This is a genomic window from Pseudomonas sp. JAI115 (assembly GCF_014200835.1).
In the GTDB taxonomy this organism is placed as follows: domain Bacteria; phylum Pseudomonadota; class Gammaproteobacteria; order Pseudomonadales; family Pseudomonadaceae; genus Aquipseudomonas; species Aquipseudomonas putida_A.
In genome coordinates this window covers 61580-80343 of sequence record NZ_JACHCY010000013.1, presented here as the reverse complement: position 1 = coordinate 80343, position 18764 = coordinate 61580, and the positions used below count along the sequence as shown (strand labels likewise).

General features: G+C 61.4%; 12 protein-coding genes. 8 read left to right on the top strand and 4 right to left on the bottom strand.

Annotated elements, in window-relative coordinates:
• Positions 1-230: 230 nt before the first annotated feature.
• Complete coding sequence (locus tag HDC30_RS23100) at positions 231-6644, bottom strand: non-ribosomal peptide synthetase (protein WP_183785157.1); 6414 nt, start codon at positions 6642-6644, stop codon at positions 231-233.
• A 488-nt stretch (positions 6645-7132) separates the two neighbouring features.
• Here HDC30_RS23100 and HDC30_RS23095 point away from each other — a divergent pair, with 488 nt between their 5' ends.
• The 4 genes from HDC30_RS23095 to HDC30_RS23080 all read left to right on the top strand — a co-directional run bounded on the left by HDC30_RS23095 (position 7133) and on the right by HDC30_RS23080 (position 10659).
• Entirely contained in the window at positions 7133-7927 is a 795-nt protein-coding gene (locus tag HDC30_RS23095) for a helix-turn-helix transcriptional regulator (protein ID WP_098968297.1), read from the top strand.
• A gap of 84 nt (positions 7928-8011) precedes the next feature.
• Positions 8012-9418 carry an efflux transporter outer membrane subunit gene (locus HDC30_RS23090; protein WP_311662338.1) on the top strand — a complete coding sequence of 469 codons (1407 nt, stop codon included), beginning with the start codon at positions 8012-8014 and terminating at the stop codon, positions 9416-9418.
• 156 nt (positions 9419-9574) lie between these two features.
• Positions 9575-10180, top strand: coding sequence for an SCO family protein (locus tag HDC30_RS23085; protein ID WP_115987469.1), 606 nt, complete (start codon positions 9575-9577; stop codon positions 10178-10180).
• On the top strand, positions 10180-10659 hold the full coding sequence (locus HDC30_RS23080) for a copper chaperone PCu(A)C (RefSeq protein ID WP_027613130.1): 480 nt from the start codon (positions 10180-10182) through the stop codon (positions 10657-10659). Before HDC30_RS23085 ends, HDC30_RS23080 begins: the two co-directional genes overlap by 1 nt.
• Positions 10660-10728: 69 nt before the next feature.
• Here HDC30_RS23080 and HDC30_RS23075 read toward each other — a convergent pair whose 3' ends face one another.
• Entirely contained in the window at positions 10729-11223 is a 495-nt protein-coding gene (locus tag HDC30_RS23075; RefSeq protein ID WP_183785155.1) for a hypothetical protein, read from the bottom strand.
• Positions 11224-11406: 183 nt separating this feature from the next.
• On the opposite strand from HDC30_RS23075, the gene HDC30_RS23070 reads away from it, so the two are divergent.
• Positions 11407-11781, top strand: a complete 375-nt coding sequence (locus HDC30_RS23070; protein WP_183785153.1) for a hypothetical protein — start codon at positions 11407-11409, stop codon at positions 11779-11781.
• Positions 11778-11975: a helix-turn-helix transcriptional regulator gene (locus HDC30_RS23065; RefSeq protein ID WP_003224191.1), complete on the top strand. Its 198-nt coding sequence runs from the start codon at positions 11778-11780 to the stop codon at positions 11973-11975. Before HDC30_RS23070 ends, HDC30_RS23065 begins: the two co-directional genes overlap by 4 nt.
• Positions 11976-12014: 39 nt before the next feature.
• Here the strand turns inward: HDC30_RS23065 and HDC30_RS23060 are convergent, their stop codons facing one another.
• Positions 12015-13031 (bottom strand): ABC transporter substrate-binding protein, encoded by a 1017-nt coding sequence (locus HDC30_RS23060; RefSeq protein WP_183785151.1) that lies wholly within the window; start codon positions 13029-13031, stop codon positions 12015-12017.
• Between the two features lie 308 nt (positions 13032-13339).
• Here HDC30_RS23060 and HDC30_RS23055 point away from each other — a divergent pair, with 308 nt between their 5' ends.
• On the top strand, positions 13340-15571 hold the full coding sequence (locus HDC30_RS23055; RefSeq protein ID WP_183785149.1) for an LTA synthase family protein: 2232 nt from the start codon (positions 13340-13342) through the stop codon (positions 15569-15571).
• A 40-nt stretch (positions 15572-15611) separates the two neighbouring features.
• On the opposite strand, the gene HDC30_RS23050 is transcribed toward HDC30_RS23055, so the two are convergent.
• Positions 15612-16043 (bottom strand): hypothetical protein, encoded by a 432-nt coding sequence (locus HDC30_RS23050; protein WP_183785147.1) that lies wholly within the window; start codon positions 16041-16043, stop codon positions 15612-15614.
• Positions 16044-16402: 359 nt separating this feature from the next.
• Here HDC30_RS23050 and katG point away from each other — a divergent pair, with 359 nt between their 5' ends.
• A complete protein-coding gene (gene katG / locus HDC30_RS23045) occupies positions 16403-18673 on the top strand; it encodes a catalase/peroxidase HPI (RefSeq protein WP_183785145.1) in 2271 nt (756 codons plus the stop codon).
• Positions 18674-18764 lie beyond the last annotated feature (91 nt).

Genomic DNA, 18764 nt, shown 5'->3' with positions numbered 1-18764 from the left:
AGCCGCGAGTCCGTGCCTGCTGTGCGCAGCCTGGAAAAACTAAAACATCGGGGCTTGCGGGGCTGACATGGGAAGCGGGGACAAGCCGCCGGCTCGGCCGCCGCAATCCCCCTGTGGGAGCGGGCTTGCTCGCGAATGCGGTGGGTCAGTCGATGTTGATGGTGACTGTTACACCGCATTCGCGAGCAAGCCCGCTCCCACAGGGTTTGGTTTACACAATCAATTCCGGGCTAGAGCCGGCGTTTGCGGGTGAGGCTCGGGATGGTGGTTTGCGGGATGGCCACTTGCTGCGCCTCGGGTGTGGTGCTGAGCGCCAGTGCCGCCAGCGTCGGCTGGCTGAACAGTGCCCGGGCGTCGGTGTGCAAACCGCTCTGACGCATACGCGCCACCAGACTCACCGCCAGCAACGAATGCCCGCCGAGTTCGAAGAAGTTGTCGTGACGACCGACCTGTTCGACGCCGAGTACTTCACCCCAGATCTGCGCCAGCGCGGTTTCGACTTCACCCTCGGGCGCCACGTATGGGCGGTTGATCACCGCGTCTGCACCCGGTTCCGGCAAGGCTTTGCGATCGATCTTGTCGTTCGGTGTCAGCGGCAAAGCGTCGAGCAGCACAAACGCACCGGGCACCATGTACTCCGGCAAACGCTCCAGCACATGGCCGCGCAACGTCTCAAGACTCGGTGCTTCCACGCCGGAACGCACGGTGTACCAGGCCACCAGACGCTCATCGCGGACCATCACTACCGCTTGGCGAATTGCCGGATGCTCAATCAACCGCGCCTCGATTTCTCCCGGTTCCAGACGCAAGCCCCGCAGCTTGATCTGGAAGTCATTGCGGCCGAGGAATTCAAGTTCCCCGTGGTGGTTGTAGCGCGCCAGGTCGCCCGTTCGGTACAGGCGATCACCCGCCACAAACGGGCTGTCGATGAAGCGCTCGGCCTGCATCTCCGGCAGTCCGTGATAACCACGCGCAACGCCGACACCGCCAATGTGCAACTCACCGCTGACGCCTTGCGGCACCGGTTGTCCGTACGCGTCGAGCACGTACAGGCGGGTGTTGCTCAACGCCTTGCCGATTGGCACCACGTTTTCCGGCACTGGCATGTGCGGTTCCAGCGTCCAGCCCGTGCTGTCCACCGTGGTTTCAGTCGGGCCGTAAACGTTGTGCAACCGCACCCACGGCAGGCGATCGCGCACTTGGCGGGCCAGCGCTGCGCTGAGTTCGCCACCACCGTTGAGCACATCGGTCAGGCTGGTGCACTGTTCGACACCGTCCTGTTCGATGAACTGCTGCAACAGCGCCGGGACGAACTTGACTACCGTCACCTGCTGCTCGCGAATGGTCTGCACCACATACGCCGAATCGCGGTTGCCGTCCGGTCGCGCCAGTACCAGACGCATCCCGGAACACAGCGGCCAGAAGATCTCCCACACCGAACTGTCGAAGCTGAACGGTGCTTTTTGCAGCAACGCACCGTGTTCGGTCGGCGGACTGAGCTGCGAACCCCAATGCACCATGTTGCAGGCGCTGCGATGCTCGATCATCACGCCTTTGGGCAACCCGGTGGAGCCCGAGGTGTAGATCATGTAAGCGAGGTTCGAAGCGCTCAGGCCCGGCACCTGCAGATTGTCTGACGGCTGCTGCTCCCAACTGCCGTGATTAAGATTGATCGTCGTCACACCCGGCTCGCCGAGCAATTGCCGCGTGGCGTCATGCACCAGCAGTGCGACCGGCGCGCTGTCCTGCAACATGTAGTTCAGACGCTCCAGCGGATAGTCCGGATCCAGCGGCACATAGGCGCCGCCAGCCTTGAGGATGCCGAGCAAACCAACGATCAGATCCAGTCCGCGCTCGACGCAGATTGCTACGCGCGAGTCCGGTTGCACGCCGAGTTCACGCAGGTGATGGGCCAGACGATTGGCGCGCTGATTGAGCTCAAGGTAAGTCAGGGTTCCCTGCGCGGATTGCAGCGCGATGGCGTCCGGCTTATGCCGCACCTGCGCTTCGAACAACGCGTGCAGTGGCTGCTCCAGCGGACAATCGACCTCGGTGACGTTGAAGGTGATCAGCAAACGTTGCAACTCCTCGGCTTGCAGGATCGGCAAGCGGTTCAACAGTTGTTGCGGCGTCTGCTCCAAGGCCTGTACCAGGCCGCTCAACGCGGTTTGCATGTAGCCGCAAATCCGCTGCGCGCCGATCTGCACCACGGCCCTGCCGGTGAGGCGCAAGCCGTTGCCAAAATCATCCACGCTCATGGTCAGCGGGTAATTGGTGCGCTCCTCGTTGGCCAGGGTTTCGATGCCTTTCCAGGCATGGCTGGACGGCTCCAGCAGTTCGGACTCGTCACTGTGCCGATAATTGAGCAGAGCGCTGAACAACGGTGACGGCGAGGCGACGCCGCTGCAGCGCTGAGCCAGTGCCAGCGACGCGTGCTCATGCCCGAGCAGCGCGGTCAGCCGCGCATGGGTGGCGCGCACGGCGTCGAGCAACCCGGCATCGACATCGATGCGCAACGGCAAGCTGTTGATGAACACGCCCAAGGCCCGGTCAGCGCCCTCGCCGCCTTGCATACGCCCCATCAGCACCGTGCCGAACACCACACGCTGCTGGCCGGATGTCGCCGCTAGCACCCGTGCCCACGCCATATGAATCAGACTCGCCACGCTGACCCCGGCCTGTCGTGCTTGGGTGCGCAGACGCTGATAGACGTCAGCCGGCAACGCCTGCTGCGCTTCGTCGATGCCGCGTCCGTCGCCCTGCACTTCCTGCAGGCCGAATGGCAGGGTCGGCTCGTCGATGTCCGCCAGTTGCTCACGGAAAAACGCCTCGTGTTCCTGCTCGCTGACGCCCAGCCGCGTCTGCGCCACGTAATTGCGATACGGCACCGGCGGCGCCAGCGCCACGACCTGCCCCGACAGACTGGCCTGCATTTCGCTGCGCATCACTTCGAGGGCGATGTGATCCATCGCCAAGTGATGGAACAGCAGAATCCCCACCACCCGATCCAGCGCCGGATCACGGGCATACACCAGGCGCATCAGCGGCGCCTGGCTGACGTCGAGGCGATAACGCCGGGCGTTGAAGCGCGCGTGCAACTGGTCGATGATCGGGCCGTCGGCCGGGTCCAGTTCGACCTCCTGCAACGGCAGAATTGCCGCGCGCCACACCACCTGCACCGGGGTGGTCAGCCCTACCCAGAGCACCGAAGTGCGCAGAATGTCGTGCCGCGCCATGACTTCTCGCAACGCTGCGGCGAAAGCCTCGACGCGGTCAAGACTGTCGAACGCCAGTTGCGATTGCAGCAGGTACGGATCGCCCTGCGCGGCGGTGATGTGGTGATAGAGAATGCCTTCCTGCAGCGGTGCCAACGGGTAGATGTCCTGCACGTTGGCGGCGCCGCCCGGTACCGTAGCAACGATCCGGTCGAGGGTCGGCTGATCCAGTTGCAGCAGGGTCAGCATATCCGGGGTGATGTGGGTGCAATCGGCGGCGATGCGGTTGGCCGGCACTTCGATCTCCCGACCGCTGCCGACCGAAGCCGCCAGCGCCGTCAGGGTCGGCTGACTGAACAGCACGCGCACGTCGCTGCTCAGATCGAGCTGACGCATGCGCTCGATCAGCATCACCGCCAGCAACGAATGCCCGCCGAGTTCGAAGAAGTGATCGTGACGCCCGACCCGCTCGACTTGCAGGACTTCGGCCCAGATCTGCGCCAGGGCGATTTCGACCTCACCCTGCGGCGCCTCGTATTCGCGGCGAATCAGATCGTCCGGCCCGGGCGCCGGCAGTGCCTTGCGATCGACCTTGCCGTTGGCGGTCAGCGGCAGCGCCGACAGACGCACATAGGCGCTCGGCAGCATGGCACTGCTCAGGCGAGTTTTCAGCTGCGCGTGCAGCTCATTGATGTCCAGCGGCGCCTGCTCGGTGAACCACGCCAGCAATTGCCCGTCGCGCACCAGCACCACCGCTTCGCGCACCGCCGAATGGCTGGCGAGTGCGCTCTCGATCTCCCCCGGCTCGATCCGGATGCCACGGATTTTCACCTGATCATCGTTGCGCCCCAGATACTCCAGATTGCCGTCGGCGCGCCACCGCGCGAGGTCGCCGGTGCGGTACAGGCGCGCGCCCGGTTCAGCACTGAACGGGTCGCGCAGGAAACGCTCGGCGCTCAGCTCTGCGCGGTTCAGGTAACCGCGCGCCACCCCGGCCCCGCCGACGTACAACTCGCCCGTCACGCCCAGCGGCACCGGTTGCTGTTGCTCGTCGAGCAGATACACCGTGGCGTTGCTCACCGGTTTGCCGATGTGCAGCGCCTGCCCGGCGTCGATACGTCCCGAGGTCGCCACCACCGTGGCTTCGGTCGGGCCGTAGTTGTTGATCACTTCGAACGATGGCTGACGCGGGAACTGGCGCAGGCGATCGCCACCGATCAGCAGCGTGCGCAACGTCGGGTGATCGAGCTGGCGGCTGAACGCGTATTCGGCGATCGGCGTCGGCAAAAAACTCACGTCCAGCGGCTGCGCACGCCACCAGTCGAGCAGCGCATCGATGTCTTCGCTACCTTCACTGGCCGGCGCCAGGTGCAGGGTCGCGCCCACGCACAGCGCCGGCCAGACTTCCCAGGCCATCGCATCGAAACCGAAACCGGCCAGGCTTGAGGTATGGCTGCCGGCATGCAGGTCGAAGACATCAGCGTGCCAATCGACCAGATTGCACAGGGTGCGGTGCTCGACCATCACCCCCTTGGGCAGGCCGGTCGAGCCGGAGGTATAAATCACATAAGCGAGGTTGGCCGGGGTCAGCCCCGGCACCTTCGGCGCGTCGACCCGGCCAGCCGACCAACTCGGCTGATCCAGCTCGATCACCGGCACCGACAACGCCGGCAAATGCCCGCGCAGCGCGCGCTGGGTCAGCACCGCGATGGGCGCGCTGTCCTCCAGCAGGTAGCTCAGGCGCTCGGCTGGATGCGCCGGATCCAGCGGTACATACGCGGCGCCAGCCTTGAGGATCGCCAACAGTCCGACCAGCGTGTCGAGCCCGCGCCAGGCAACGATCGCCACCCGGTCATCCGGGCGCACCCCGAGATCGAGCAGATGATGAGCCAGCGCGTTGGCGCGTTGATTGAGTTCGGCATAGGTCAGGCCTTGCCCTTGCTCAACCGCCGCCAGCGCCTGCGGCCGTAGCGTCGCCTGCGCTTCGATACGTTGCTGAAGGGGCGTCGGCGCCGGGTAGTCCACCCGCGTGGCATTCCACTGTTGCAGCCGCGCGGTTTCTTCCGGCGTGCTTAGGTCGAAATCCGCCACCGCCAGATTCTCCGCTTCCAGTCCCTGCTCCAGAATCAGCAACCAGCGTTCAGCCAGTGCCTGGACTTCATCGGCGTTGAAATACGCCTCGCTGTAGATCAGGTACAGCCGTGCGTCGTCATTGGCCAGATTGCTCAGCAAGTGCACCGCCAGCGGTGTGGCCTCTTCGACGTTCGAAGCCTTGATGATCCGTCCCGACGCCTCGCCGTAGCGATAATCGTGAGTGCCCTGCTCGTAGGACACCGTGACCTCGAACAGCTGCGAGCGCTCCTCCCGCAGCAGGCCGAGGGCGCGATTCATCTCGCTCACGGGGAAACGCTGATGGCGAAAGTCCTGGCGCAGTTCATCGCGAATCGCCCGGACTAGTTCAGCGAACGTGCAATGGCGACCGAAGCCCATGCGCACCGCACTGACCTGGGCGAACAGCCCGAGGGTGGATTTGAAGCGCGCGCCGGAGCGGTTGAGAATCGGCAATCCAACCACCCATTCGTCACGTTGTGCGGTGCGGCTGAAGTAGACATGCAGCGCCGCCAGCAACACATGGAACGCCGACGCGCCGAACGCTCGGGCCACCTGCTGCATGCGCTCGTGCAGCAACGCCGGCAAGGGCTGCGCGTAGACCTGCGTCTGCGCGGTCTGGCCGGCCAGACTCTGCTGATGCCGTGGCAGCAACAGCGGCTCGGGCAATTGTCGGTACTTGTCCAGCCAATAGGCGCGATCCTGCGCATAACGCGGCGACGCTTGATAGCGCGCATCGTCCTCGATGAAGTCGATGTACGACGGCGCCGCGACCGGTGCCGGTTGGCCGTGCGCCAGCGCGTTGTAGATCTCGTCCAGCGACTTGAACATTTCGCCGAAGCCCCAGCCATCGACGATCAAGTGATGCGCCTGCACGGACAGCCAGTGTCGCTGCTCATCGAGGCGGATCAACAGAAAGCGCAACAGGCAGCCGCCGTCCAGCACAAAGGGCTGATCGATGCGCGCCTGCACCAATGCCCGCGCCGCCGATTCCGGGTCGCTGTGCGCCGACACATCGTCGATCGGCATCGGCACCGCTACTGACCGGGCGAACTGCTGCAAAGGCAGGCCATCGGCGCCAGCGCCCGGCAGCAGAATCGTGCGCAGCGCGTCATGCCGGGCTACCAGTGCTTCCAGCGCAGCCTGCATCCGCGCCGGATCCAGCGGCCCGCTGAGGTCCAGGTAGCCGCCGATGTTGTACAGCGGCGAATCCCCGCGACTCAGCTGATCCAGCCAGATATCCAGCTGCGCAGCGGTCAGCGGATACGTCTGGAGCGATGCGGACGGCGTGGCCACCGCAGGGGCAGAAATAGGCGGCATAAGATCCTTCTCATGTGATTTTGCGCCTATTCAAGCATCGGCCCCGATGCCGACATGACACGTAAAACCCGGACAACCCCGCCCCGGGCGCTGGCCTGTCAGCGCTTGTAGCCCCTGATTGGGTGGGAACCCACTAAAAGTTCGGAGAGGAAACACTGAAAATTCTGTAGGAAAAATGCCACACACCAGCGCTGCCATCGACCTGCGTTGTGACCTCAAAAAAACGCCACTGCCCCGGTTTTCAAGGTCTTGCCGTGACCAAACAGTCACGCGATGCGCAACACCTGTAGCAAATGGCGTCAGAAGCCCGGCGCCAACTTTCAGAAATGATGGCACTTTGTGTCCCTGTTTTCCCCTACAGACGTAGGACAAATCCATAGGCTTAAATCCCGCCCCAGATCAGTTTCAAGGAGAGACGATTGCGTGGGCGGCTTTTGCATAAACAGCGGACGACTCGGTGATGACTCGGAACCAGGGATGACAAGGATATGAATCTGACCGGCAGCATTCGCAACATGGAAAACCCGCATTTCTACTGGCAACTGGGGGAACTGATTGCCAGCACCGGCGACGATCATTTCGCCAGCAACCTGTTCCAGTTGGTCGACACCCTGGTGCCGGTCAATCGCGTCGATCTCAGTGAGTGGACGCTGGACGAACGTCAGGCCAGCGTGGTCGAGATCAAGGCGCTGGGCAGCGCCGGACTGCCGCAGACCTTCCCGCCACCGGACCCGTTGAAAAGTCCGGACGATCATCCGTTGTTGCAGAAGATGATCGAGATGAATGATTCCCTGCTGATTCAACTCAAAGCGTCGCTCCAGCCGCAACATCCGCAGCACAGCGTGCACCAGTGCAATCTGGTGTCCCGCACCTCTAATCGCCGCTGTGTCATCTCGTTCTACCGACCGCATACGCAACGGGTGTTTTCCTTGCCGGAGCTGTCGTTTCTGAAAAGCCTGTCCGACACCCTGTTGCCGCTGATTGAACGGCACGCGCAGCTCAGTCGGCAGATTGTCGCCAAACAGCCGCGCCTGCCCTTGGCCGATCTGGAGCAGGCGCCGTTGCAGCAGGTGTTCGACGAACGCCTGGCGCTGGGTGGCATCGTGCTGTCGGCCCGAGAGAAAGAAGTCTGCCTCGGTTTGTTGACCGGCGGTACCGTGCCGCAACTGGCCGAGAAGCTGCGGGTCAAGAGCAGTTCGGTCGAGACCTACCTCAAGCGTGCGACCGCCAAACTGGGGGTCAGCGGACGGCATGGCCTGGCGCGCTGGATGGCCGGGGCGTAACCGCGCGGTCGTGGTTCAACGATGTTCGATGGTGGTGTGGGGACGCAGTCCCCGGCACGTGTTTTTTCTGCATGAGAGCGTTCGATGCTGCGCATTTCCCTGCTGTCCCTCGCCGCCCTGCTGGCCGGTTGTTCGTTGATTCCTGACTACCAGCGTCCTGCTTCACCGAGCGCGGCGCAGTATCCGCAAGGCGCGGTTTACCCGGCACCGACACCCGCTGCAGCGCGCGCTGAAGACTGGCGCACGCTGTTCAACGACCCGGCGCTGCAACAGTTGATCGAAAGCGCGCTGGTGAACAATCGCGATCTGCGAGTGGCCGCGCTGAACGTCGAGGCGTTTCAGGCGCAATACCGGATCCAGCGCGCCGATCTGCTGCCGGCGGTGTCGGCCAATGCCAGCGAGTCGCGCCAGCGCATGCCGCCCAGCGTGACCCGCAGCAAAGCCATGATCAATTCGACCTATGCGGTGAATCTGGGTGTCAGTGCCTATGAACTGGATTTTTTCGGCCGAGTGCGCAGCCTCAGCGAACAGGCGCTGCAAACCTGGCTGGCGACCGAACAGGCGCGGCGCAGTGCCCAGCTGAGTCTGGTGGCCAACGTCGCCAATGCCTACCTGACCTGGCGCGCCGATCAGGAGTTGCTCGAACTGACGCGCCAGACCCTGGCCGCGGATGAGCAAAGCCTGCGCCTGACCACGCGCAACCGTGAGGCCGGCAAGTCTTCGGCGCTGGAACAGGCGCAGGCCAGGACCAGCGTTGACAGTTCGCGGGCCAATCTGGCGCGATACAAACGCCAGGTGGCGCAAGATCTCAACAGCCTGACGCTGCTGGTTGGCGCTCAGGTCCCCGAGCAACTGCCGGCGCAACCACTGGCCAACGATCTGGTTCAGCAATTGCCGGCCGGGTTGCCGTCGGATCTGCTGCAACGGCGCCCGGACATTCTCCAGGCCGAGTACAAACTGAAAGCGGCCAACGCCAATATCGGCGCAGCGCGCGCGGCGTTTTTCCCCAGTGTCAGCCTGACCGCCAGCGCCGGTACCTCCAGCCGCGATCTGTCCGGCCTGTTCAGCGGCGGCTCCGGGGCGTGGACGTTCCAGCCGCAAATCAACTTGCCGATTTTCAACGCCGGCAGCCTGCGCGCGAGTCTGGATTATTCGAAATTGCAGAAAGACGTCGCGGTCGCCGAATACGAGAAATCGATTCAAACCGCGTTTCAGGAAGTCGCTGATGGCCTGGCGGCGCGCAGCACTTATCAGCAGCAATTGCAGGCGCAACGCGATCTGGTGCAGGCGACTCAGGACTACTACAACCTGGCGCAACACCGTTATCAGAATGGCGTCGACAGCAGCCTGACGTTTCTCGATGCACAGCGTTCGCTGTTCAGTTCACAGCAGGGGCTGATCACTGATCGTCTTGCGCAGCTGGTTGCCGAGGTCAACCTGTACACCGCGCTGGGCGGCGGCTGGCAGGCCGATGAGGCGAATGTTCAGTAGTCCGTCGTCACTTTTTCTTACACCTTTTGTCGCCCGATCCTGCGCCGCGCGGCGATCCGTGGCCGGCGTCTGCCGTCAGTTTGGTATCATGCGCCGCTTTTACGGTTAACCCCCCGCCAGTCCTGCCGACTGACGGGCTGCAAAAGGCGGTATTAGATGACGGCTTTGTTGACTCGCCGCAAGGTGCTTGCGGGAATGGGCGTGCTGGGCCTGGGCCTGCTCGCGGGCTGCGACACCCGTGGCCAACTGTCGTACAAGTACGGCAAGGACCTGAGTGACAAGATCCTCGGACGCACCTTCAAGCTGAAGAACACCGACGGCGAAACCATGACGCTGTCGAGCTTTCGCGGGATGATGCCGATGATCTTCTTCGGCTTCACCCAATGCCCGGCGGTGTGCCCGACCACCCTCGCCCGCGCCGCGCAAATCAAGAAGCTGATGGGCAAGGACGGCGACCGTCTGCAGGTGATCTTCATCACCCTCGACCCGGAACGCGACACGCCGCAGATCCTCGACGCCTACGTCAAAGCCTTCGACCCGAGCTTCGTCGCACTGTACGGCACGCTGGAAGAAACCCGGGCCACCGCCAAGGAATTCGACGTGTTCTTCGAGAAGGTGCCGGCCGGCGACACCTACACCATCTCCCACACGTCCACCAGTTACGTCTACGACTCGCGCGGCCAGTTGCGCATGGGTCTGTCTGTATCGCTTTCGGCACAAGAGTGCACGGAAGATTTGCTCACCGTTATGGAGGTCTGCTGATGCACCCCGTTTTGAACAACATCAAACGCGCCGTTTTCGCCCTATCCCTGCTGGGCCTGGCGTTTCAAGCCTCGGCTCAGACCAAGGTCGATGATGCCTGGGTGCGTGCGACCGTGCCGACCCAATCGGCCAGCGGCGCGTTCATGACCGTCACCGCGGACAGCGACAGCAAACTGCTGAGCGTGGCCTCGCCAGTGGCCAAGGATGTGCAGATCCACGAAATGTCGATGAAGAACGACGTGATGAGCATGGGCCCGGTCAAATCGGTCGACCTGCCAGCCGGCAAAGCCGTCACCTTCGACCCGAACGGCTACCACGTGATGCTGATGGGCCTGACCGGCCAGCTCAAGGAAGGCGAAAGCGTACCGCTGACCCTGACCGTGGAAAACGCCAAGGGCGAGAAAGAAACCGTCGAAGTCAAAGCCGAAGTGCGTGCGCTGACGCACATGGAAGGCCACGATCACAGCAAGATGCATTGATCTGACTTGGCGGTAATAAAAAGGGGCGGCCTGATTGATGATCAGGTCGCCCCTTTTTTATCGCGCATGTCAGCCGCGCTTGCGGGCCAGTGCATTGCGCACGCTTTCTCTCGACATCCCCGAGCGCGATGCCGCTGCAGTTTTCTCCACGGGCGCCACAGCCAACTGCTGCTTGCGCTTCAACACCTGACGCCAGTGATAGCCGAAATATCCGGCTGCAACGAAAAATCCCGGCCAACCGAAAATCGAACCGACGAAGAACCACAGCCCAAGCGTGATCAGCACGGATTTCGAGGTGAACAACTTCAGGCCGTCATCGACGGGCACCGTTTCAACCGGTGTCTGCTGCGCCAGTGGAATCTGCTGCACTCCATCCAGATCAAAGCGCAATGAGAAGTCCGCCCCCGGTACCTGGACATTTATCTGATTGCCTTCAGCGGTATGCACCCGCACTTCGCCATTGACGACCGACACCGAACTGAAACTGATCTGGGTTTCGTGATGAATCTCGCCGTTGACCAAGGTCACGACCGTTCGTTGTTCGCCATTGGGGGTGTCGCGCATGTCGATTCCTTGAGAATTCCACGTCGGACGACGTGCAAAGGGAAAGTCCGTTGGGCTCGAATGCTACTGAGTGGCCATCAGGCTGTCCAGAAACAACCCGCTCGATGCTGATGGAAAGCTTGCTTTACATAGAAGAAAATTTTAGTAAGTATGTAAAGGGTCTTTTACACAGGAAGTTGAAAAATGAACCGGTACTACCTCGAAATGGGCGCAGCCTTGATCCTCTACATGCTGGTGTTGACGGCCTCAGTGATTGCCACGCAATACCTGACGGACGCCAACATGATTCTGCGCTCAGTCGTTGCGCTGACACCGGTTATTCCGGCAGGACTGATGTGCTGGAGTATCGTGCGCAACATGCGGCGCATGGACGAAATGCATCTGCGTATCCAGTTCGAAGCGCTGGGGTTTGCCTTCGCCGCCTCAGCGTTGCTGACCTTCAGTTACGGGTTTCTGGAAAACGTCGGGGCCCCGCACATATCGTGGACTTGCGTGTGGCCGGTGATGGGCGCGATGTGGATTGTCGGCCTGCAAATCGCTCGACGTCGCTACCAATGAAAAATCGCCTCAAGGCGCTGCGCGCCGAGCGCAACTGGTCGCAGGTCGATCTGGCTGAACGCCTCAAGGTGTCACGTCAGACGATCAATGCCATCGAAAACGAGCGTTACGACCCGAGCCTGCCACTGGCCTTTCAGATTGCCCGGGCGTTCGAGTTACCGATTGAAAGCATCTTCGACGACGGTTTGAACTGATCGCCGAATTGGCCGGCGGTGGGCGCTGTCTGAGAGGTGTCAGCTCCCCGCGCCACCATGCGCCTCTTCAAAAAAGTAATCCTTCCAGCTGTCGGCCTTGTTCTTCAGCACGCCCAGTTCCTGCAATTTTTCGGCATAGATGAACGTGCGCTGCGGCACCACCGTGAAGTCGATTTCCGGGTCTTTGACGATCTGTTCGACCAGCGCCAGCGGCAGCTTGGACTGTTCGACGCGGATGTACGCCTGGGCGGCGGCGGGCTTGTCGGCCTTGATGATTTTTTCCGCTTCGGCCAACGAGTCGTAGAACGCCTTGTAGGTCCTGGGATTTTCGTCGTGGAATTTTTCCGTGGTGTAGAGCACGTTGAACGTGGCCTGGCCGCCGAGCACGTCGTAGGAACTCAGCACTTTGTGCACGTTGGGGTTTTGCAACGCCTGATACTGGAACGGCGGGCTGGAGAAGTGCGAGTTGATTTCCGAACCACCGGCAATCAGCGCCGCCGTGGCGTCCGGATGCGGCAGGCTGACCGAGATGTCGTCAAATTTTTTGTACTGGTCATTGCCGAATTCCTTGGCCGTTTCGATCTGCAGGGTCCGCGACTGGAACCCCACGCCCGCCGCCGGCACGGCGATGCGATCCTTGTCGCTGAAATCCTTCAGGGTCTTGATGTTCGGGTTGTTGGTCAGCAGGTAATTGGGCATCGAGCCGAGCGAGGCAATCGCCTTGACGTTCTGTTTGCCCCGGGTGCGATCCCACACGGTGAGCATTGGCGGCACCCCGGCGGAGACCACGTCCAGCGCGCCGGTCAGCAGCGCTTCGTTCATGGCGGTGGCGCCGGAGATGCTGTTCCAGTCGACCTTGATCTCCAGCCCCTGCGCCTTGCCGTGTTTTTCGATCAACTGCTGATCACGGACCACATCGAGAATCAGATAACCGATGCCGAATTGCTGGGCAATGCTGATCTTGCCTTCGGCCTGGGCGCCGGCGCTGAACAGCAGACTGCCTGCCAGGGATGCGGCCAACAGAGTCAGCGCAGAACGTTTGAACGGTATGGCCATGACAACCTCGCAGCAGGGTGGATTGCTGAAAGGCCGAACTCTATCGCTATAAAAAACAGAAATTAAATACCGTTATCGAATATCCATAGCACGCTCACGTTTGCCGTCATGCGCTGATTTAAACAGCCTGAAACAATAAATCTGCCATCGATTACACGCTGTGCGTCAGCCGTCAGCGCGCTGACACCAACGCCAGTCACGGCCTCAAGCCCTGCGCCGTGCCTGCGAGAGCGGATCAGCCGGTAGTTTAAAAGGGCGATCAGACAGCCCACCCTTGGTATCATCGCGCACACTTTTATGACGGTTTGATGGCTGGAAGGTCTTTGTTTGTGAGCGTTTTATTGCGTTGGTTGCGGCAGCCGCATGCCCGCCTGTTTTCCCTGATTCTGCTGGTGCTGATTGTACCGGTGTGCCTGCGCGCGGCGTTGGGCTGGTCGTCGTCGCTGGGCTATTTGTCCGACCTGGCGATTGGTAGTTTGCTGGTGCTGTTGCTGCATCGCCGTGCGTGGTGGCTGGCGTTGCCGTTGCTGCTGTTCTGGGGGTTGCTGGCGGTGGCGACGGCGGAGCTGGTCAGCGCTGTCGGCCGGTTGCCGAACCCATCCGACCTGCATTACCTGATTGACCCGCAATTCGTGGAGAACTCCACCGGTGGCGGCTTTGCCCATCCGACGCTGGGCGTTGCCCTGTTGCTGGCGCTGCTGCTCTGGTTGCTGACGCGTTTCGCCAATCGCGCGCAGCCCGCTGCTGCCCTGCCCCGTGCCGTGTGGGCGGCCCCGGCGCTGCTGTTCGCCGCGCACTGGGGCGTGCAGAACCAGTGGCCGAACGATGAGGATCCGTGGCGCCTGTACAACCTGCCGCATCAGTTGCTCGCCTCGCAAGTCGCCGAGCTGCAGTTGCAGGCCGAGGAATGGCTGGACGGTGACGTCGAACCCGCCGCGCCACAGATGGCCGGGCTGACCGATCTGGATCTCAATGGCCACAAGCTGCTGGCCGCACCGGGGCAGGCGCGCAATGTGCTGATCATCGCCCTGGAGGGCATCCCCGGCGCGTACATCCGCGCCAATCGCGAGGCCATCGGCAGTCATTATCAGGAAGACCTGATGCCTCATCTCAGTCGCTGGGCCGAGCGCGGCATGAACACCCCGGATTACGTGCTGCATACGCACCAGACCATTCGTGGCCTGTACGCCATGCTCTGTGGCGATTACGACAAGCTCAACAACGGCACGCCCAAAGGCGTGGAAATGCTCACCCAGCAGGAGCGCAATCAGGCCTGCCTGCCGGCGCAACTGCGGCAGAACGGCTTCAGCACTCACTACCTGCAAGGCGCCGGTCTGCGTTTCATGGCCAAAGACAAGATCATGCCGCACATCGGTTTCGATGCGACCCATGGTCTGGAGTGGTTCAGCAACGCCAACTATCTGGAGTTTCCGTGGGGCAAGGATGACAAGGCGTTCTTCGAAGGCGCGCTGGATTACGTCGGCCAACTGAAGAAGCAGAAGCAACCGTGGATGCTCACTCTGTTGACCGTCGGCACGCACCAGCCCTACTCCGCACCGGAAGACTATCTGGCGCGCTACGAGACGCCGAAACAGGCTGCCGTCGGTTATCTCGATGATGCGCTGGAGCAGTTCCTCAGCGGTCTCGAACGCCAGGGCGTACTGAAAGACACGCTGGTGGTGATCACCTCGGACGAATCCCACGGCATCGATGGCGTGCGTCTGGCGTCGTCCTGGGGTTTCAACCTGACTCTGGCACCGGAACACGAGCAACTGCCGCGACTGAATGCCGGGGTCTACGGTCATGTCGATCTGAGCGCGTCGATCCTCGACTATTTCGATCTGCCGGTGCCGTCGGCGCTGAGCGGCCGTTCGCTGTTCCGCGACTACGACAGCGGACGCGAAATCATGTCCTACACCAACGGCAAGCTGCGCTACCACAACGGCCAGGGGATCTTTTCCGAGTGCGACATGCCGCGCCGCTGCCGCTACTACGAAAGCGCCGGGTTCATTGCCGAGCGGGCCACCTTCAAGGGCAATGAAAGCAGCCAGCAGGCCCGGCAGATTGCCGCGCGGGCCATGGCCCTGGACCTGTCGCTACTGCGCACCCCGCTCAATCAGCGTTACCAGTTCGGCAGCAACAACGTGATCCCGCTGCAGGCGCAGATCAAGGATGACTGGGCCGATAACCTGATCGGCGCGCAATACCTGGAAATGCCCAAGGGCTCGCACACCCGCGTGCGCCTGACCGTACGATCGGTAGACCCGCAGCAGGCGGCGTACATTCAGCTCAAAGCCAAGGAGTTCGAACAGGACGTGCAACTGGGCCTGCCGACCGAGATGGTCGCCACGGCCGATCAGCCGCTGCAGATGGATTTCAGTTTCGACAACCCGCAGCAACGCAAGGCTTTCTCGTTTCATTTGCTGGGTTATGGATTGGGTGCGGTCGAGGTCACGGATTTCAGTGTGATTACTGAATTGCCTGGGCAGGAAGATCCGTTGGATGCGTTGCCGGATGATGAAACTGTGCAATCGAGTTGAAATCAGGGAGGGACGGATTAGATCCGTCCCTTTACGTTTACTAACGACGTTTGATTTGAAAGTCTCCCTCTATTTTCTGTCCATCAGGCAATTGAAAATGGATGTCACCTTCAGCGCCGTTTCGTGCATACACCTTTTTCAAAAATGTCACCTCTGCCCATCCTGATTCAACAAGTTGAAAATCGCCATCGACATCAGCGCTCCAACTTATTTGGCCTCTATACCATTCCACCTTATGAGGGCCATCCCCAACCAGGCTCTTTGGAACGGTGAAAGCAACATGACCTCGTTTTTCGTCATCAAATCCAACAATCAAGAAGTCGTCCGCTGCTTCATAGAACGTCGTATTATCCCCCGTCGCCGACACGAAATTTTTACCACCAATAGATGCATTGAACACGCCGTCATAACCTTGACTGGCCTTCTTTAACAATGCCTCGAGTTGCTCTTTTGTATGAATTGATTCGCTCATCTGCATGCATTCCAAAATAGTTTTATCGTGATGAATGGCTCTCAAAAATCTTGAGACCGTTGCTTCCGCTGACAAAGCTAATGCGCCATTACTTCGAGCGCTACTGTCATATCTGACAGGCCGCTAGCCCAATTCGAAATAAAAAGTTCACTATTTAAAATCATTAACGGCGCTATCAAACCAGTTTTCGGCAAAGTATCAGTCAGCTATGGAATAGACCCGCGTTACCAGGGTCTCGAAAGACTGCGCCTATCACGCCCCAATAGTCGGCCTATTAGCTGACTGCCCAAGTCGGGTCTAGCCTTACTAGTCCGAAGTCGGCATGAGCCGGCCGCACAAGACCTGATAAGGACTCGAACATGGCAAACGAATCGAAATGCCCGTTCAACCACGCCGCCGGTGGTGGTACGACGAACCGTGACTGGTGGCCGAATCAACTGAACCTGAAGATCCTCAGCCAGCACTCGCCCAAGTCCGATCCGCTGGGCAAGGACTTCGACTACGCCAAAGCCTTCCAGAGCCTGGACTTCCAGGCCCTGAAACAAGACCTGCGTGCGCTGATGACCGACTCCCAGGACTGGTGGCCAGCCGACTTCGGCCACTACGGCCCGCTGTTCATCCGCATGGCCTGGCACAGCGCCGGCACCTATCGCACCGCAGATGGTCGCGGTGGCGCCGGCTCCGGACAACAGCGTTTTGCCCCGCTCAACAGCTGGCCGGACAACGTCAGCCTCGACAAAGCGCGGCGACTGCTGTGGCCGATCAAACAGAAATACGGCCGCAATATTTCCTGGGCCGACCTGATCGTGCTCACCGGCAACGTTGCACTGGAGTCGATGGGCTTCAAGACCTTCGGCTTCTCCGGCGGACGTCCCGATGTCTGGGAACCGGACGAAGACGTGTATTGGGGTTCGGAGCGCGAATGGCTCGGCGGCGACAGCCGCTACGGCAAAGACAAGTCGGCCATGCAGGAACCGGGTGACGGTACGCTGGTGGCCGAACCGGACTTGCACGGCAAAGAGCAAAGCCGCACCGATCAGGGCGAACGTAATCTGGAAAATCCATTGGCCGCCGTGCAGATGGGCCTGATTTACGTGAACCCGGAAGGCCCTGAAGGCAATCCCGACCCGGTCGCCTCCGGTCGCGATATCCGCGAAACCTTCGGCCGCATGGCCATGAACGACGAAGAAACCGTCGCGCTGATCGCCGGCGGTCACGCCTTCGGCAAGACCCACGGCGCCGGCCCGGCCGATAATGTCGGGCCTGAGCCGGAAGCGGCCGGCCTGGAAGAACAAGGCCTCGGCTGGCGCAACGCATTCGGCACCGGCAAAGGCGCCGACACCATCACCAGTGGCCTCGAAGTCACCTGGACCACGACCCCGACTCAGTGGAGCAACAACTACCTGGAAAACCTGTTCGGTTTCGAGTGGGAACTGTTCAAAAGCCCGGCCGGTGCGCATCAGTGGAAACCGAAGAACGGCGGCGGCGCTGGCACCGTTCCGCACGCGCACGATCCAAGCAAAAAGCTCTCGCCGACCATGCTCACCTCCGACCTGGCGCTACGCTTCGACCCGATCTACGAGCCGATCGCCCGCCGCTTCCTGGCCAACCCGGATCAACTGGCAGACGCCTTTGCCCGCGCCTGGTACAAGCTGATCCACCGCGACATGGGCCCGCTGTCGCGCTACCTCGGCCCGGAACTGCCGAACGAAGAATTGCTGTGGCAGGATCCGATTCCTGAGGCCACTCACCCGCTGATCGACAGCAACGATGCGGCAGCGCTGAAAAGCAAAGTGCTGGCGTCCGGTCTGTCGGTGTCGCAACTGGTGTCCACCGCTTGGGCCGCCGCATCGACCTTCCGTGGTTCGGACAAACGGGGGGGCGCCAACGGCGGACGTCTGCGTCTGGCCCCGCAGAAATTCTGGCAGGCCAACCAGCCGGAGCAACTGGACAAGGTGCTGAAGACCCTTGAGGGCATTCAAAACGAGTTCAACGCCGGCTCATCCGGCAAGAAAGTCTCGCTGGCGGATCTGATCGTGCTGGCGGGTAACGCCGGGGTCGAGCAAGCGGCGAAAAACGCCGGGCACTCGGTCTCTGTGCCGTTCAATCCAGGACGCACCGACGCGACTCAGGAGCAAACCGATGTCGAGTCGTTTGGTTTCCTCGAACCGATTGCCGATGGTTTCCGCAACTACAGCAAGGGCAAATACACCGTGTCGGCCGAAGCGCTGCTGATCGACAAGGCGCAACTGCTCACCCTCTCCGCTCCGGAAATGACCGTACTGGTCGGTGGTCTGCGGGTATTGGGGGCGAATGTCGGGCAGAGCCGGCATGGCGTGTTCACCTCGCGCACTGAAACGCTGAGCAACGACTTCTTCACCAACCTGCTGGACATGGGCGTGGAGTGGAAACCGACGTCAGCAGCGGCGGATGAGTTCGAAGGACGCGACCGCAAGACCGGTAGCGTGAAGTGGACCGCGACGCGGGTTGATCTGGTATTCGGTTCCAACGCGATACTGCGGGCGCTGGCCGAGGTGTATGCGAGTGCTGACGCGAAAGAGCAGTTCGTCAAAGACTTCGTGGCGGCGTGGGCCAAGGTGATGGAGCTGGATCGGTTTGACCTGAAATAACAGAAAACGCAAAAACCTGTGGGAGCGGGCTTGCTCGCGAATACGGTATACCAGTCGACATCTCCGTGTCTGACACACCGCTTTCGCGAGC

Excerpts from the sequence above, each read along its gene's own strand:
- HDC30_RS23075 (WP_183785155.1), bottom strand. The coding sequence starts at position 11,223 with ATGCGCGACACCCCCAATGGCGAACAACGAACGGTCGTGACCTTGGTC.
- HDC30_RS23090 (WP_311662338.1), top strand. The coding sequence starts at position 8,012 with ATGCTGCGCATTTCCCTGCTGTCCCTCGCCGCCCTGCTGGCCGGTTGT.
- HDC30_RS23085 (WP_115987469.1), top strand. The coding sequence starts at position 9,575 with ATGACGGCTTTGTTGACTCGCCGCAAGGTGCTTGCGGGAATGGGCGTG.
- HDC30_RS23050 (WP_183785147.1), bottom strand. The coding sequence starts at position 16,043 with ATGAGCGAATCAATTCATACAAAAGAGCAACTCGAGGCATTGTTAAAG.
- HDC30_RS23080 (WP_027613130.1), top strand. The coding sequence starts at position 10,180 with ATGCACCCCGTTTTGAACAACATCAAACGCGCCGTTTTCGCCCTATCC.
- HDC30_RS23095 (WP_098968297.1), top strand. The coding sequence starts at position 7,133 with ATGAATCTGACCGGCAGCATTCGCAACATGGAAAACCCGCATTTCTAC.
- katG (WP_183785145.1), top strand. The coding sequence starts at position 16,403 with ATGGCAAACGAATCGAAATGCCCGTTCAACCACGCCGCCGGTGGTGGT.
- HDC30_RS23100 (WP_183785157.1), bottom strand. The coding sequence starts at position 6,644 with ATGCCGCCTATTTCTGCCCCTGCGGTGGCCACGCCGTCCGCATCGCTC.
- HDC30_RS23070 (WP_183785153.1), top strand. The coding sequence starts at position 11,407 with ATGAACCGGTACTACCTCGAAATGGGCGCAGCCTTGATCCTCTACATG.
- HDC30_RS23065 (WP_003224191.1), top strand. The coding sequence starts at position 11,778 with ATGAAAAATCGCCTCAAGGCGCTGCGCGCCGAGCGCAACTGGTCGCAG.
- HDC30_RS23055 (WP_183785149.1), top strand. The coding sequence starts at position 13,340 with ATGGCTGGAAGGTCTTTGTTTGTGAGCGTTTTATTGCGTTGGTTGCGG.
- HDC30_RS23060 (WP_183785151.1), bottom strand. The coding sequence starts at position 13,031 with ATGGCCATACCGTTCAAACGTTCTGCGCTGACTCTGTTGGCCGCATCC.